This window comes from Streptomyces huasconensis (assembly GCF_021028635.1).
Lineage (GTDB): Bacteria > Actinomycetota > Actinomycetes > Streptomycetales > Streptomycetaceae > Streptomyces > Streptomyces huasconensis.
Genome location: NZ_CP086119.1, coordinates 2,676,275 through 2,691,656, shown reverse-complemented (window position 1 = coordinate 2,691,656; position 15,382 = coordinate 2,676,275). Strand labels below are relative to the sequence as shown.

12 protein-coding genes are annotated in these 15,382 nt (G+C 72.2%); 4 read left to right on the top strand and 8 right to left on the bottom strand.

The window, feature by feature from the left end; translation table 11 throughout:
* The first annotated feature begins 267 nt into the window (after positions 1-267).
* Together J2N69_RS12150 and J2N69_RS12145 are read left to right on the top strand one after the other, a co-directional pair.
* Positions 268-735 carry an NUDIX hydrolase gene (locus J2N69_RS12150; RefSeq protein ID WP_230900754.1) on the top strand — a complete coding sequence of 156 codons (468 nt, stop codon included), beginning with the start codon at positions 268-270 and terminating at the stop codon, positions 733-735.
* Between the two features lie 256 nt (positions 736-991).
* Positions 992-2,761, top strand: a complete 1,770-nt coding sequence (locus J2N69_RS12145; RefSeq protein ID WP_230900753.1) for a TIGR03767 family metallophosphoesterase — start codon at positions 992-994, stop codon at positions 2,759-2,761.
* 47 nt (positions 2,762-2,808) lie between these two features.
* On the opposite strand, the gene J2N69_RS12140 is transcribed toward J2N69_RS12145, so the two are convergent.
* A complete protein-coding gene (locus J2N69_RS12140) occupies positions 2,809-3,864 on the bottom strand; it encodes a hypothetical protein (RefSeq protein ID WP_230900752.1) in 1,056 nt (351 codons plus the stop codon).
* A 171-nt stretch (positions 3,865-4,035) separates the two neighbouring features.
* Positions 4,036-6,606 (bottom strand): aminopeptidase N, encoded by a 2,571-nt coding sequence (gene pepN, locus J2N69_RS12135; protein WP_230900751.1) that lies wholly within the window; start codon positions 6,604-6,606, stop codon positions 4,036-4,038.
* A gap of 212 nt (positions 6,607-6,818) precedes the next feature.
* Here pepN and J2N69_RS12130 point away from each other — a divergent pair, with 212 nt between their 5' ends.
* Complete coding sequence (locus J2N69_RS12130; RefSeq protein ID WP_230900750.1) at positions 6,819-7,478, top strand: mycothiol-dependent nitroreductase Rv2466c family protein; 660 nt, start codon at positions 6,819-6,821, stop codon at positions 7,476-7,478.
* A gap of 23 nt (positions 7,479-7,501) precedes the next feature.
* On the opposite strand, the gene J2N69_RS12125 is transcribed toward J2N69_RS12130, so the two are convergent.
* The 5 genes from J2N69_RS12125 to J2N69_RS12105 all read right to left on the bottom strand — a co-directional run bounded on the left by J2N69_RS12125 (position 7,502) and on the right by J2N69_RS12105 (position 13,112).
* The gene (locus J2N69_RS12125; RefSeq protein WP_127910273.1) at positions 7,502-7,708 is read right to left on the bottom strand and encodes a hypothetical protein; all 207 of its coding nucleotides are present in this window, start codon (positions 7,706-7,708) and stop codon (positions 7,502-7,504) included.
* 143 nt (positions 7,709-7,851) lie between these two features.
* Positions 7,852-8,502, bottom strand: a complete 651-nt coding sequence (locus J2N69_RS12120; protein ID WP_062773926.1) for a superoxide dismutase — start codon at positions 8,500-8,502, stop codon at positions 7,852-7,854.
* 147 nt (positions 8,503-8,649) lie between these two features.
* Positions 8,650-9,975, bottom strand: a complete 1,326-nt coding sequence (locus J2N69_RS12115) for a hypothetical protein (protein WP_230900749.1) — start codon at positions 9,973-9,975, stop codon at positions 8,650-8,652.
* A gap of 85 nt (positions 9,976-10,060) precedes the next feature.
* Positions 10,061-11,512, bottom strand: coding sequence for an amino acid permease (locus tag J2N69_RS12110; RefSeq protein ID WP_230900748.1), 1,452 nt, complete (start codon positions 11,510-11,512; stop codon positions 10,061-10,063).
* Positions 11,513-11,648: 136 nt separating this feature from the next.
* A complete protein-coding gene (locus tag J2N69_RS12105; RefSeq protein ID WP_408056713.1) occupies positions 11,649-13,112 on the bottom strand; it encodes an amino acid permease in 1,464 nt (487 codons plus the stop codon).
* Between the two features lie 273 nt (positions 13,113-13,385).
* Between J2N69_RS12105 and J2N69_RS12100 the strand changes: the two genes are divergently transcribed.
* A complete protein-coding gene (locus tag J2N69_RS12100; RefSeq protein WP_230900747.1) occupies positions 13,386-13,964 on the top strand; it encodes a biotin transporter BioY in 579 nt (192 codons plus the stop codon).
* 15 nt (positions 13,965-13,979) lie between these two features.
* Here the strand turns inward: J2N69_RS12100 and J2N69_RS12095 are convergent, their stop codons facing one another.
* On the bottom strand, positions 13,980-15,308 hold the full coding sequence (locus J2N69_RS12095; protein WP_230900746.1) for an FAD-binding oxidoreductase: 1,329 nt from the start codon (positions 15,306-15,308) through the stop codon (positions 13,980-13,982).
* Positions 15,309-15,382 lie beyond the last annotated feature (74 nt).

Here is a 15,382-nt window from a genome sequence, read left to right as displayed (position 1 = left end):
TCCGGAATCCGGGGCCGGATGACCGCTCAGCTTTACGTAAGTGACAGGTCTTTGGGGAGAGTTGTCCGAGCCGTGATCAGGACGTGACGCAATCCCGCCATACGCCATGGTGGACAAGGCGGCCTATAGGGGGACTTGGGCCTACTGCTACCGGCCGCCGCGCCCACCGCCCGCGACCCTCCCCGTGGCGCCCCAGGAGGGGGGCGGGGCCCGGCCCGCATCGTCCACTCTCCTGCCGATCCGGCCGTGGGCGACTAGCGTCGGTCCGTGCACAAGGAACTCAGGGTGGCGGCCTACGCCGTATGTGTACGCGACGGACAGGTACTGCTCGCCCGCTGGGTGGCGGGCGACGGCAGCAAACGCTGGACGCTGCCCGGCGGCGGCATGGACCACGGCGAGGACCCCTACGACACCGTGATCCGCGAGGCCGACGAGGAGACCGGCTACGTCGTCGAACCGGTGACCCTCCTCGGCGTCGACTCCCTGCGCCGCCGTTACCCGCGCAGGCTCGGCGCCGTCGCCGACTTCCACGGACTGCGCATCGTGTACGAGGGCCGGGTCACCGGCGGCGAACTGCGCCACGAGACCGACGGCTCCACGGACCTCGCGGCCTGGCACCCCCTGGAGTCCGTCGCGGACCTCGACCGCGTCGGACTCGTCGACATCGGCCTCGAACTGTGGCGCGCCCGCCCCCGGAACGGACACCTCCACCACCCCGCCGACCCGGGCCGGTGAGCCCCCGACGCGCCTCCCCTTCCCCGGAAGATGAACACGGAGTGACCGCTTCCTCTCCGCCGGGGAAGAGGTGCGTGACCGCGCCGGGTACCCCGTGATCCACGTACGGTGATCGGCGCCGCTCGTTGTGGTCTCGTTCACACACAGGTCACCCCCGATGCCAACGATCCAGTAAGAGCGGGAAGTTCACGGGCCGCATCCCGGCCCCGGGCCCCCGCGACCACTGTCGACGCGTTCGCACCCGGGGAGACCGCGCATGCCGCGCATACGCTCTGTCGCCACCGCACCCGCCACGGTCCGCCTCGACCGCCGCTCCGTCCTCGCCGCCGCCGGCGCGGTCACCCTCTCCGCCGGGATCGGCTACGCGCTGGGACCCGGCGCCGGCTCCGGCAGCGCCGCCCCCGCGAGCCACGCCACCGTGCCCCGCTCCCGGCCGGCGCCCGCCGCGCCCCTCATGCCGTACAAGAACGGCACCACCCTCCGCACCGTCGCCGCCCCGCGCGGCACCTCCGGCTACCGGCGCCTCGGCGACGGCCCCGCCTGGCCGCGCGTCGTACGCGGCGACCTCGCGGCGGCGAAGCCGGGGCGGGAGCGGCGCAGGACCGCGCTCGCCGCGTTCGTGCAATTCACCGACCTGCACCTCGTCGACGTACAACACCCCCTGCGGTACGAGTACCTGCGCGCGCAGACGGCCAGCGCCTGGCGGCCCCACGAGTCGCTGTCGGTGGCCGGCGCGGTCTCCCTCGTCGAGCGCGTCAACGCCCTGCGCGGCGCACCCGCCACCGGCGCGCCCCTGCACTGCGTCGTCACCACCGGCGACAACACCGACAACAACTCCCGCGCCGAACTCGACTGGTATCTCAAGGTCATGAGCGGCGGCCGCATCACCCCCAACACCGGCGACCCGCGCCGCTACGAAGGCGTGCAGGACAGCGGCCTCAAGCTGTACTGGCACCCGGACGCCGCCCTGCGCGACGCCGACAAGGCGCTCGGCTTCCCGCGCCTGCACGGCTTCCTCGACGCGGCCGTCCGCGAGGTCAACAGCCCGGGCCTCGGCCTGCCGTGGTACTCCACGGTCGGCAACCACGACGCGCTGCCCGGCGGCTGCTGGGCCCCGAAGGACCCGTACTTCACCGAGTTCGCCGTCGGCGGCAAGAAGCTGATGTCCCTCGACGAGACGCGCGGCGCCGCCCTGTGGAAGGCCGTGAAGAAGGGGCGCGACCCCAAGGGCGCCCACTTCAAGGAGCTGCTCAAGAGCGAGGCGCGGCGCATGCGGTCCGTGACGCCGGACGCGTCACGGGCGCCCTTCACCCCCGCCGAGTACGTCGAGGCGCACCTGGACCCCGCCCACAGGGGCGCCGGGCCCGTCGGCCACGGCTACACCGAGGAGAACCTGGCCTCCGCCACCCAGTACTACTCCTTCCGCATCAGCGACGACGTGCTCGGCATCAGTCTCGACACGACCGACCCCGGCGGCCATTACGAGGGTTCGCTCGGCACCGCCCAGCTGCGCTGGCTGGACCGTGAGCTGACCGCCAACGAACGGCGCGACGGCGGACCCTCGTACGTCGTCGTCTTCAGCCACCACACCAGCCGCACCATGCGCAACCTCCGCCACGACCCGGCACGCCCCGGCGAGGCCCGGCACGGCGGCGAGGAGATCCTCGCGCTGCTCGGCCGCCACCGGTCCGTCGTCGCCTGGGTCAACGGCCACAGCCACAAGAACGCGATCACCCCCCACCACACGCCGCACGGCTCCTTCTGGGAGGTCTCCACCGCCTCCCACATCGACTTCCCGCAGCTCGCGCGGGTCGTGGAGCTGAGTGACAACCACGACGGCACCATCTCCCTGTTCACCACGCTCATCGAGTCCGCCGCCCCGCACCGCACGGACTTCACCGACCTCTCCCAGACCGGCCTGGCCGCGCTCTACCGCGAGCTGTCCTTCAACGCCCCGGGCGCGAAGCCCGCGCTGGGCGGCGAGGCGGAGGACCGGAACACGGAACTGGTGCTGCGCAAAGGCTGAACCGCCGGCGGACACCGTCACTGTCACGGTCGTCGCGCCGCAGCGCGCTAACGGGGCAGCACCACGACATACGCCGCCGGGTCACGGTCCGTCGACGCCATCAGCGCGGTCCGCAGGACGGTCGCCTGCTGCTCCGGCGTGTCCCGGAGCTTCTTCGGGGTGAGGTGGACGACGGTGACGCCGAGCCGCTCCAAGTGCTCGCGCCTGCGGGCGCACTCGGACCACAGCGTGTCGTCGCCCCGGGACGGCGCCTGCCGCGGCGCGCGGGTGTCGAGCTCCACGGCGACGGCGTGGTCGGGCCAGTAGGCGTCGACGCCGCCGAGGTGCGGGCCGCCGGGGAGCCGCAGGTCGACGTTCCACACCGGGTCCGGGAGGCCGTGCTCGGTCACCAGCCGGTACAGCCGGTCCTCCGCGATGGCCCGCCCCTCGGCGAGCAGCGAGTCCACGGCGTCCACGACATGCGGCAGGTTCAGCAGCCGGGCGCCGCTCAACTCCCGCACCACGGCCGCCGGTTCGCAGTGCCCACCGCGCACCGCCTCGCTGAGCAGCAGGCGCACCGTGCCCGCGTCGGCGAGCTGCGCCACCGCGTCGGCCAGAGCACGCGGCACCGGAGCCACCGGAAGCCCCGTGATCTGCTCGGGCGCCGGCAGCCCGACACCGCGCACGAGCCGCACGAACCCGGCGGAACGCAGCCGCCGGGTGCGGGGCACCAGGACGTCGATGCGGTCCAGGGAGAGCAGCGGGGGAGCGGACGAGAACCGGTGCAGGGTCAGCGCCGCGAGGCCCGTGATCATCGCCTCCGCGTACGGGGCGTGCGGTCGGCCCGGGGCGGGCTGGGCGGGGACGGCACCGGCCTCGCGGGTCGGCGGGCGCCCCGCGTAGAGCAGGGCGCCGTGCAGCCGCTCCTCGCTGGTCGGCGGACCGGGGTGCAGCAGGCAGACGCCCGGCAGGAGCTGCTGCCAGGGGCCACCGGGGCGGCAGCGCGCGCCCGCGGCCGCGGTGGAGACGCCGTGCTCGCGGAGCTGGGCGGTGCTCAGGACGCGGGGCCGGATGTCGGCGAGGCGCTGGAGAGGGAGCGGGGAGACCGGGGTGTCGTGGTTCATGACCCGGTCGTTCCCGCCCGCACTCCGCCCCCTAACCGCTGTTACACACTCGTCGTCAAACCCGGACAACCTCGCCCTAAAGCACGGACGTTCGACAGCCGATGAGTCTTTGCCCCGGCCGCCCCGGGCCATGCCCCGCAGGCCCGGTGGAGTGCGCCCCCGGCCGCCGGTCTAGGCCCCCGCTCCGGCGTCGCACGCCTGGGCCCGCAGCGAACGGGCCAGGTCGTCACGGGCCTCCAGGACCAGGCGGCGCAGGGCCGGAGCGGCATCCTCATGGGCGGCCAGCCACGCGTCCGCGGCGGCGAGTGCCTCGTCGCCCTGGAGATGCGGGAACAGCCCTCGCACCACGTCCATGCCGATCTGGATGGACCGCTCCGCCCACACCCGCTCGATCGCCTCGAAGTACTTCGTGAGGTACGGCAGGGTCAGCTCCCGCTGCGACGGCTGCGCGAACCCGGCGATCGTCGCCTCGACCAGCGCGTTGGACAGCGCGTCCGACTCCACCACGGCGGCCCACGCCTGCGCCTTGACCGCCGCCGAGGGGCGCGCGGCCAGGCACCGCACCTGGTGCCGCTTGCCGGAGGCCGTGTCGTCGCGGGCCAGCTCGGCCGCGAGGACCCGCTCGTCGGCGGTGCCGTGCGCGGCCAGCGGACCGAGCAGCGCCCAGCGCAGCTCCTGGTCGACCTCCAGGCCGTCGATCCTGGCCGTGCCCGCCAACAGGCCCTCCAGGAGCTGGAGATCGGCCGCCGAGGTGGCCACCGCCGCGAAGAACCGGGCCCACGTCAGCTGGTGCTGGCTGCCCGGCTCCGCCAGGCGCAGCTCCCGCAGCGCGCCCTCGGCGATCGCCCGGCCGCCCTCCTCGCGCCAGTCGGGCGCGGCGTACTGCGTGAGGGCGGTCCTGGCCCAGGTGTGCAGCATCTGGAGCACGCCGATGTCGCTCTCGCGCCCCGCGAAGCGCAGGACGAGGCCGATGAAGTCCCGCGCGGGCATGAGCGCGTCGCGCGTGAGGTTCCACAGCGCGGACCAGCACAGGGCGCGGGCGAGCGGGTCGGTCAGGTCGTCGAGGTGCTCCCGCAGCGTGGCGAGGGAGGTCTCGTCGAAGCGGATCTTGCAGTAGGTCAGGTCGTCGTCGTTGACCAGGACGAGTTCGGGGGCGGCCTCACCGGCCAGCTCGGCGACCACCGTGCGCGGGCCGTCGACGTCGACCTCCGCGCGGGCGTACCGCTCCAGGCCGCCGCCGGGCGTCCTGCTGTACAGGCCCACGGCCACGCGGTGCGGGCGCAGTTCGGGGTGGGACTCGGCGGCCTCCTGGAGCACGGACAGCTCGGTGATCCGACCGTCCGCGTTCAGGATGACCTGCGGGGTCAGGGAGTTGACGCCCGCCGTCTGGAGCCAGGACCGCGACCAGGAGGACATGTCCCGGCCGGACGTCTCCTCCAGGACCGAGAGCAGGTCACCGAGGACGGTGTTGCCGTACGCGTGCCGCTTGAAGTAGCGGCGGGCGCCCTCCAGGAAGGCGTCCCGGCCCGCGTAGGCCACGAGCTGCTTGAGGACGGAGGCGCCCTTGGCGTACGTGATCCCGTCGAAGTTGAGCTTGGCATCCTCCAGGTCACGGATGTCGGCCGTGATGGGGTGGGTGGAGGGTAGCTGGTCGGCGCGGTAGGCCCAGGACTTGCGGTTGTTGGCGAAGGTGATCCAGCCGTTGGTGAAGCGGGTCGCCTCGACCATCGAGAAGGAGCCCATGAAGTCGGCGAAGGACTCCTTGAGCCACAGGTCGTCCCACCACCGCATGGTGACCAGGTCGCCGAACCACATGTGGGCCATCTCGTGCAGGATCACGTTGGCCCGGCGCTCGTACGACGCCTGGGTCACGTTGCCGCGGAAGACGAACTCCTCGCGGAACGTCACCAGGCCCGGGTTCTCCATCGCGCCGAGGTTGTACTCCGGCACGAAGGCCTGGTCGTACTTCCCGAAGGGGTAGGGGTAGTCGAAGTGGTCGTGGAAGAAGTCCAGGCCCTGCTTGGTGACGAGGAAGATGTCGTCGGCGTCGAAGTGCGGGGCGAGGCCCTTGCGGCACATCGCGCCGAGGGGGATCTCCAGGCGGGTGCCGTCGGGGAGGACGCGCTCGTAGGTGTCCGTCACGTGGTGGTAGGGGCCGGCCGCGATCGCCGTGATGTACGTCGAGATCGGTTTGGTCTCGGCGAACCGCCAGGTGCCGTCGGTCAGTTCGCCGACGCCGTTCGACCAGACCGTCCAGCCCTCGGGGGCCCGCACCTCGAAGCGGTAGGGGGCCTTCAGGTCGGGCTGCTCGAAGTTGGCGAAGACGCGGCGGGAGTCCGCGGGCTCGTACTGCGTGTAGAGGTAGACCTCGCCGTCCTCGGGGTCGACGAAGCGGTGCATGCCCTCACCGGTGCGGCTGTAGGCGCACTGGGCGTCCACCACCAGTTCGTTCTCCTCGGCGAGGTCCTCCAGCGCGATGCGCGTGCCGTCGAAGGCCGCGGCCGGGTCCAGGTCCTTGCCGTTGAGCGTGAGGGCCGTGACGCTCGGCGCGATCAGGTCGGCGAAGCTCGCGGCGCCCGGCTCGGCACGGAAGCGGATCGTGGTGACCGAGCGGAAGGTGCGCGGCTCCTGACCGCTCTCGCCGACCGCCGAGCGCAGGTCCAGGAAGACCTCGTAGCCATCGACGGACAGCAGCGCGGCCCTCTCGCGGGCCTCGTCGCGGGACAGATTCTCACCGGGCACGGGCGGCACTCCCTTGTGACTCGCAGGACTCGCATGACTCAGCTGACTTGCATGACGTACATGACTCGCATGACTCGCTCGCGGGACTCGCCTGACTCCTGCGAACGGCTTTGATCCTCGCATGGGCCGTCGGCCGCCGACATCCGGGAATGCCCCGACGGGCCCCCGACGTTCCCCTCCCCAGGCGCCGAACACATCCCCTAGGGAGAGACATGTCCGAGAACACGAACGCCGCGAGCGCGGCGGCCAAGACCCCGGTCGACTTCTGGTTCGACCCGCTGTGCCCCTGGGCCTGGATGACGTCGCGCTGGATGCTCGAGGTGGAGAAGGTCCGCGACGTCGAGGTCCGCTGGCATGTGATGAGCCTCGCCGTCCTGAACGAGGACAGGCTCGACGAGCTGCCCGAGGAGTACCGCGAGATGCTCGAGACCAAGGCCTGGGGCCCGGTCCGCGTCGTCATCGCCGCCCAGCAGGAGCACGGCCAGGAGATCACCGGCAAGCTCTACACCGCGCTCGGCACCCGCTTCCACAACCGCGGCGAGGGCGCCACCCGTGAGGCCGTCGTCGGCGCGCTGGAGGACGTCGGCCTGCCCGCCGGCCTCGCCGACCACATGGACTCCGACACCTACGACGCCCAGCTGCGCGCCTCCCACAAGGAAGGCATCGACAAGGTCGGCCAGGACGTCGGTACGCCGGTCATCGCCGTCCCCGGCGCCGACGGCGAGCAGATCGCCTTCTTCGGCCCGGTCGTCACCCCGGCCCCCAAGGGCGAGGCCGCGGCGCGGCTCTGGGACGGCACGCTGCTCGTCGCCTCCACGCCGGGCTTCTACGAGATCAAGCGGACGCGCACGCAGGGCCCCATCTTCGACTGACCCGCGCCCGCGGCGGGCCCGCGCTAGCCGAAGGTCTCCTCGGGAAGCCGGAACCCCTGGCTCTGCACGTGGTACGGCTGGACCCAGCGGCAGCCGGGGTTGGTGCAGCGCCAGAAGCCGCGGGCCTTCGCGAGCCCGACGCGCCCGGCGATGTGGGCCTCCTCGGCAGGGGTGACCTTGCGGAAGAGGTGCAGTTGCCGACAGGTCGGGCAGTGTTTCTCGTCCACCATGCATGCCACGGTGCACCGGAACGCCGGCCACCGAAAGACCCCCGTGAGTCACGTCCTCACGGGGGTCTTTCCTCTATCCGCCCGCCTCGGCGAAAGTTGAGAAGACGATCACGAGGCAGGACGTTTCACGGGGGCGGCGCGCCTCACGGGGCCAGGAGCAGGCTGTTCACGCGCTGCTTGGCCGCCTCGTAACGCTTGGCGACGTCCTGCCAGTTGACGACCTGCCACATGGCCTCGATGAAGTCCACCTTCTGGTTCTTGTACTGCAGGTAGAAGGCGTGCTCCCAGGCGTCGAAGACCAGGATCGGGGTGGAGCCCTGGCCGACGTTGCCCTGGTGGTCGTAGACCTGCTCGACGATGAGGCGGCCGCTGAGCGGCTCGTAGGCGAGCACGCCCCAGCCCGAACCCTGCGTCGTCGCCGAGGCCTTGGTCAGCTGGGCCTTGAACTTGGCGAAGGAGCCGAAGGACTCGGTGATCGCGTCCGCCAGCTCGCCGACCCCGTCGGCGGCCAGCGGCTCGCCGCCGCCGCCGTCCTTGGGGCTGTTCATGTTGTGCCAGTAGATGCTGTGCAGGATGTGGCCCGACAGGTGGAAGGCGAGGTTCTTCTCCAGGCCGTTGATGGCCCCCCACGTCTCCTTGTCGCGTGCCTCCTCCAGCTGCTCAAGGGTGTCGTTCGCGCCCTTCACGTACGCCGCGTGGTGCTTGTCGTGGTGCAGCTCGATGATCTGCGGGTTGATGACCGGTTCGAGCGCCGCGTAGTCGTACGGAAGTTCAGGAAGCGTGTAAATGGCCATGTCCGAGCCCTCCGACTGCATAACTACTGCTTGTTGCTACCTATTGCAAACGATGTGCAAGTGCAGGCTAGCAGCAGGTGAGGGCTTCGGCAGGGCAGGGGGGATCGGCCCTTCGACCTAGGGCTGAAGACGGGTGTACGGCCGGGCTCAGCGGAAGGCGGCCGGGGCGGGGAAGGTGACGTCGGTGCAGCCCCGCCGGGCGGTGATGTCGTCGACGTACGCGCGGAACAGGGCGCGCAGCCGGTCGCGCGTGAGGTTGTCGTACGTATAGCTGACGGTGAGGGTGTGGACGGCGGGGCGCCCGTCGCAGACGGAGGAGGCCCACCAGGCACCGAGGCCCTCCCCGCCGCCCGCGGTGCCCGGCCTGGCGGCGTGCGGTTCGTCGTAGTCGTGCACGGCCACGGACCGCGCCTCGGCGCCGAAGAACGAGGCCGTCCGCATCCACCAGGGCGAGTGGGTGAGCGCGCTGTCCGTGAGGCGCCGCTGGGAGCCGCTCAGGTGCGGCGTGGTCGCGCGCACGCCGCGGGGGCTGACCGCCAGCAGGCAGGTCTCCTTCGTGCTCCCGGCTCCCGTGGGTGCTTCCAGCAGGCGGTCGGGCAGACGGCCGCGCCGCGTGTCGTCGAGGTGGCGGGCGTACCAGGCGCACGAGGCGCGCGCGGTCTCCGGGGCGCTGAGCTCTCGCCCGGGGCCGCGCACCTCGTCCGGCACCTCCGGGAGTCGGGGCATACGGCAGCCGAGCCGGGCCGCGGCCCGGGTCAGGGAGTCGCGGGCGAGACCGGCCAGGATCTCGCGGTCGGCGTCCGACACGTCGTCGTATCCGGCCTTGGCCGTGACCTGCAAGGCCGAGGGTTTCCCGGCCGCGCAGTCGGTCCGTACCGTGACGGCGTCGTCGGTGTAATGGCCCAGTGCCCCGTCGCCGAGGGGTCGCGGCTCGGCGTGATCGGCCCGGCGTGTCACGTCCGCCGGGCGGGACGCGAGAGTGCCCCGGTGGCCGAACGGCTCAAGCCGGACGCTGTCGCCGACCAGGTGCATCGGCGTCGGGTCCTCGGGCGTACGGACGAGGAGGGAGAAGGAGCCCTGGTGGCCGTTGCGGCCGCGGTCCCAGCCGACCCGGCACTCCCGCGGTGTCGCGCCGGGCTGCAGCGCGCCGCCGCCCGCGCCCCACGCGACGGCCCTGCCGAATCCGCCCCGCAGCTCCATGACCGCCTCGGCGTCGAGCATCCCGCCGCAGGCCTCGGCTATCCGCTCCTCGCTCGCCGCCCGGTCCCGCAGGTCCGTGTACGTGAGCCAGTACGCCCACAGGCTGGTGCCGATGCCGAGCACGGCGGCGACGTAGAACAGCTTGTTGAGCCGGTGCCGCCCGGGTGAGGCGGGGGGCAGCCGGGGCAGTCGACGGGGGCGCCGCGGCGGAGTCATGCCGTCCGGAAGCCGTGTGCCCGCGCGGTCCTGCCCGCTCTGCCCGTCCCACCTCATGCGTCGCCCCCCCGTACCTCCGGCGCCGCACGTCAGCGGCCCGCAGAAGGTAACAGCCGCGGGCCGCGACGCCTCGGCCGGACGATCAGGCGGTCGCCGCCGGCTTCTCCTGCTTCTCCGCCCGCTTCTGCCGCACGTACCCGATCACCGCGAGGCACAGCGTCAGCGTTCCCGTGGCCAGCAGCTGCTTGCGGGTGTCCGGCTGTTCCGTCATCAGGTAGAAGATGTACGCCATCGCGGCCAGCGCCACCCAGGTCAGGAAGGGGTACGCCCACATCCGCACGACCAGCTTCTGCGGCTCCTCGCGTTCCGTCCTGCGGCGCAGGATCAACTGCGAGACGGCGATGAAGATCCAGACGACCAGGATCATCGCGCCGATCATGTTGAGCAGCCACGGGAAGACGTCGTCGGGGCGCCAGTAGCTGAGCAGGACGCAGACGAAGCCGAAGACCGAGGAGGCGAGCACCGCCAGGCGCGGCACGCCGCTGTACACCCGGCCGAGCACCTTCGGGCCCTGGCCGCGCACGATCAGGGAGTACGACATGCGCGAGGCGCCGTAGATGTTGGCGTTCATCGCGGAGAGCAGGGCGATCAGGACGATGACGTTCATGATCTGGCCGGCGCCGGGGATGCCCAGGTGGTCGAGTGTGGCGACGTAGGGGCCCTTGGCGGCGACGTCCTTGTTGTCCCACGGCAGCAGCGTGACGACGACCAGCATGGAGCCGACGTAGAAGAGGGCGATGCGCCACATCGCGGTGCGCACGGCCTTGGCGACGCTGCGGACCGGGTTCTCGGACTCGGCGGCGGCGATCGTCACCGTCTCCAGGCCGCCGTAGGCGAAGACGGAGGCGAGGAGGCCGATGATCAGGCCGTCCGTGCCGTTCGGCATGAAGCCGCCCTCGCCGGTGAGGTTCTCCAGGCCGGGGGCGGGGGTGTCCGAGCCGGGCAGGATGCCGAGGATCGCGAGGACGCCGATGCCGAGGAAGAGCGTGATGGCACCGACCTTCAGCGCGGCGAACCAGAACTCGAACTCGCCGAAGTTCTTCACGGCGGTCAGGTTGGCGCCGCAGAACACCAGCATGAAGAGGGCGACCCAAGCCCACTCGGGGCTGTCGGGGAACCAGCCCACCATGATCTTCGCGGCGCCGATGCCCTCCAGGCCGACGGCGACGCAGAGCAGGAACCAGAAGCCCCAGCCCGCGGTGAAGCCCGCCCAGGGGCCGATGGCCCGCTCGGCGTGGACGGAGAAGGAGCCGGAGGCCGGGTTGGCGGCCGACATCTCGCCCAGCATGCGCATGACGAGCATGACGAGGGCGCCGGACACGGCGTAGGCGAGGACGATCGAGGGACCTGCCGCGGCGATGCCCGCTCCGGAGCCCACGAAGAGCCCGGCACCGATGACGCCGCCGAGCGCGATCATGGACAGGTGCCGCTGCTTGAGGCCGTGGACGAGCGGGGAGTCGACCTTGGGTGCCGCATCAGATGCTGCCGGGTCAGGCGCTGGTGCTGCGTCCTGCTGGGTGGACGTCCGAGACATGGGCGTGCCCTGTTCAGTAGCCGAGACGGGGGGACGAGCGGGCCCACAGTCTGAAGTCCTGTACCGCTGACAGGGAACAGTGGACCGCTATACGGACACGACGCCTACACGTCGTGAAGGAATGAACACAGAATGTTCACAGGTTGTTCACGCCTGGTCCGGACCGCCCCGCGCGCCGCTCCCGCCACTCCCGCAGGCCGGCGACCGCGAGCACCAGGCCCGTCGCCCCCGCGGACCACAACAGCTGCGGCCGCGCCCCGTCGTCGCTCAGCATCAGGACGAGCACGGCGGCCATCGCGGCCAGCGCCGCCCAGGTCAGATAGGGGAAGGCCCACATCCGCAGAACGAGGCGCTCCGGCGCGTCCCGCTCGATGCGCCGGCGCAGCCGCAGCTGCGACACCGCGATCAGCGCCCATACGAACAGCAGCACCGCGCCGACCGCGTTGAGCATGTAGAGGAAGACTGAGTCCGGCCACTTCAGATTGAGGACGACCGATACGAAGCCGAAGGCGACCGACGCGAGGACCGCGCGGCGCGGCGCCCCGCCGCCGGACACCGTCAGCAGGGCCTTCGGCGCCTCGCCGCGCTCGGCCAGCGAGAAGACCATCCGGGAAGACCCGTAGAGGTTGGCGTTGAGCGCCGAGAGCAGGGCCACGAACACCACGATGTTCATGATCGTCCCGGCGGACGGCACGCCGATCGTGTCGAGGACCGTGACGTACGGGCTGGCGCCCGCCCGCTGCGCCGTCCAGGGCAGCACCGTCACGATGACCAGCATCGAACCGACGTAGAAGAAGAGGATGCGGTAGACGGCGCTGCGTACCGCGCGGGCCACCGAGCGGACCGGGTCGTCGGACTCGGCGGCCGCGATCGTGACGACCTCCAGGCCGCCGAAGGCGAAGACGACGGCGAGGACGCCGGAGACGACACCCTCCCAGCCGTTGGGCAGGAAACCGCCGTCGCCGGTGAGGTGCGTGAGGCCCACCGGGTCCGTGTCCGGGAGCGCCCCGAAGACCGCGAGCAGCCCGAGCACCAGGAAGGCGACGATCGCGAAGACCTTCAGGGCCGCGAACCAGAACTCGAACTCGCCGAAGTTCTTCACCGCCGCGAGGTTGGCGCCCGTGAAGACCAGCATGAAGATCAGCACCCAGGCCCACTGCGGCACCGCGGGCGCCCAGCCGTGGGCGATCTGCGCGGCGCCGGTCGCCTCCACGGCGAGCACGACCACCAGCAGGAACCAGTAGAGCCAGCCGACGCTGAACCCCGCCCAGCGGCCGAGCGCGCGCTCCGCGTGCACGGAGAAGGAGCCCGACGCGGGCATCGCCGCCGACATCTCGCCGAGCATCCGCATCACGCACATCGCGAGCGCGCCCGCGATCAGATACGAGACGACGATGCCGGGTCCCGCGACGGCGATCCCCGCCCCCGAACCGACGAACAGACCGGCCCCGATGACCCCGCCGAGCCCGAGCATCGTGAGATGCCGCTGCTTGAGCCCACCGCCGAGCGGTTCCTTCTCGGCCTTCTCGGCGCCGAGGGGCTCGGCGGTTCCGAGCGGCCCGTCCCCGGCGGGGGAGGCCGTGGCCTGGGGGTCGTGCATGGTGCTCAGCGCTGCTCTCGGGGTGCTCTGGGGGCCGGAAAACTTTTGGCGGGACTCCACAGTCTCCCCGGGCCACAGCCCTCCGCGCAAAACGGGCCACCCACCCGCCCACCTCCGTGACGAGCGTCACGCCGTACGGGGTGTACGCGAAGTCCTTTGTACGGAGCCCACCAACGCCCCGCCCCCGGGTTGTCGCCCGGAGACCGTGTGGCGCCGGCCCCGCCTGGGATAGCGTCAACACGTCCAACCCGCCCACGTCCCCGCGGAGTCCCGATGAGCATCGCCGCTGCCACCACCCGCCCCGGCCAGGTCCTCGCCGACCTGCTGCCCGCGTCCCGCGCGAAGGACGCGGTCCTCGTGCTCGGCGGCGCCGCGCTCACCGGCATCGCCGCCCAGATCGCGGTGCCCGTGCCGGGCTCCCCGGTGCCGGTGACCGGCCAGACCTTCGCCGCGCTGCTCGTCGGCACCGCGCTCGGCGCCCGCCGCGGCTTCCTCTCCCTCGCGCTGTACGCCCTCGTCGGCATGGCCGGCATGCCGTGGTTCGCGCAGGCGGGTTCGGGCGTCGCCGCCCCCTCCCTCGGCTACGTCCTCGGCATGCTGCTCGCCGCCACGGTGGTGGGCGCCCTCGCCCGGCGCGGCGGCGACCGCTCCATGGTGCGCACCGCGGGCACGATGGTCCTCGGCTCCGCGATCATCTACGCCGTCGGCGTCCCCTACCTCGCCGCCGCGACCGGCATGTCGCTGACCCAGGCCGTCGCCGCCGGGCTCACGCCCTTCCTGATCGGCGACGCCCTGAAGGCCGCGCTCGCGATGGGCGTGCTGCCCACGGCGTGGAAGCTGCTCGACCGCTGAGCGAGGCCCAGCCCACTAACGGACGCTGTAGTTCCGCCTGAAGAGGTTCGCCGGGTCGTACGTGGCCTTCAGCTCGGCGAGCCTCTTTCGCGTATCCGCGTCGTACAGCCCCTGCGGCCGGTCCGCGCCGCCGAACGCGAAGTTCAGCGAGCGGCCCAGGGTCGCGTCCGCCACGTGCTCGAACGCCCGCGCGTGCAGCTCCCGCGCGGCCGTGACATCGACTCCGCTCAGCGGGGTGAGGAGCCGCACGAGCCAGCCCGCCTCGCGGAAGGGCACCGCGTTCGGTGCGGGCCGGGCGAGCGCGCCGCCCAGGTGGTTGATCTGTACGACGTGCATCGCGTCGGCGTCCGGCCCGGTCAGCGCGAGCAGCTCACCGGCCGCGTCGGTGTCCAGGCCGCTCAGCAGCACGCTGTCCCCGTAGTACGCGTGCGGGAAGTCGGGGTCGCTGTGGATGGTGGGGCTCTCGGTGTACGGCATCTCCCGCAGCGTGTCCGACGCGGCGGGCCCGAGCGCGCGCAACGGCGCCACCAGCCGCTCGCCCTCGTCCGCCGGGCCCGTGAACGCGACCCGCACCGAGACGAGGTAGCGGCCGCGCAGGTGCGGCGGCAGCTGCGGGATCTCCGGGTAGACCACCGCCGCCAGTGAGGAGGTCAGCTTCTCGGGCAGGGTCCGCGTCCACTCCTCGTAGCCCCGCAGCAGGGCCGTCGGGCCCGTCGTGGCCCCGTCGAAGGTGATCGCCCCGCCGTACAGCCGTGCCACCGGCACCAGGCCGATCTCCAGCCGCGTCACCACGCCCAGGGTGGCGCCGCCGCCGAGCAGGCCCCAGAACAGGTCGGGGTCGCTGTCGGCCGTGACGTGGCGGAGCGTGCCGTCGGCGGTGACGACGTCGAGGGAGCGGACGTGGTCGGCCGCGTAGCCGAAGGTGCGGGCGAGGATGCCGAGGCCGCCGCCGAGCGTGTACGACACGGCGCCCACGCTCGGGGCCGAGCCGTTCAGCGGGGCCAGCCCGTGCGGCGCCGCCGCCTCGACGACCTGGCCCCAGCGGGCCCCGGCGCCGACGGTGGCCGTGCGGGCGGCGGCATCGACCTGCACGGAGTCCATCCGCCGCGTACTGATCAGGACGCCGCCCTCCGAGGCCCCCGGCAGCCCGTGCCCGGTGGCCTGCACCCCCACGGGAAGCGCGTGGCGGGCGGCGTGGGCCACGGCGGCGATCACGTCGTCCGTGGTCTCGGCGCCGACGACCAGGGCGGGCCGCGTCGTGAAGCCGGTCTGGAACCCGGCGATCTCCTCGTCGTATCCGTCGTCGCCGGGCCGGAAGACGAATCGCTGTGCGGTGAGTTCCACGGGGTACCTCCGTTGTGCCGCGTACGCCTGGGCCGCGTACGACTGTCCGACAACGGAGAGGGTCCCGCGAAAAG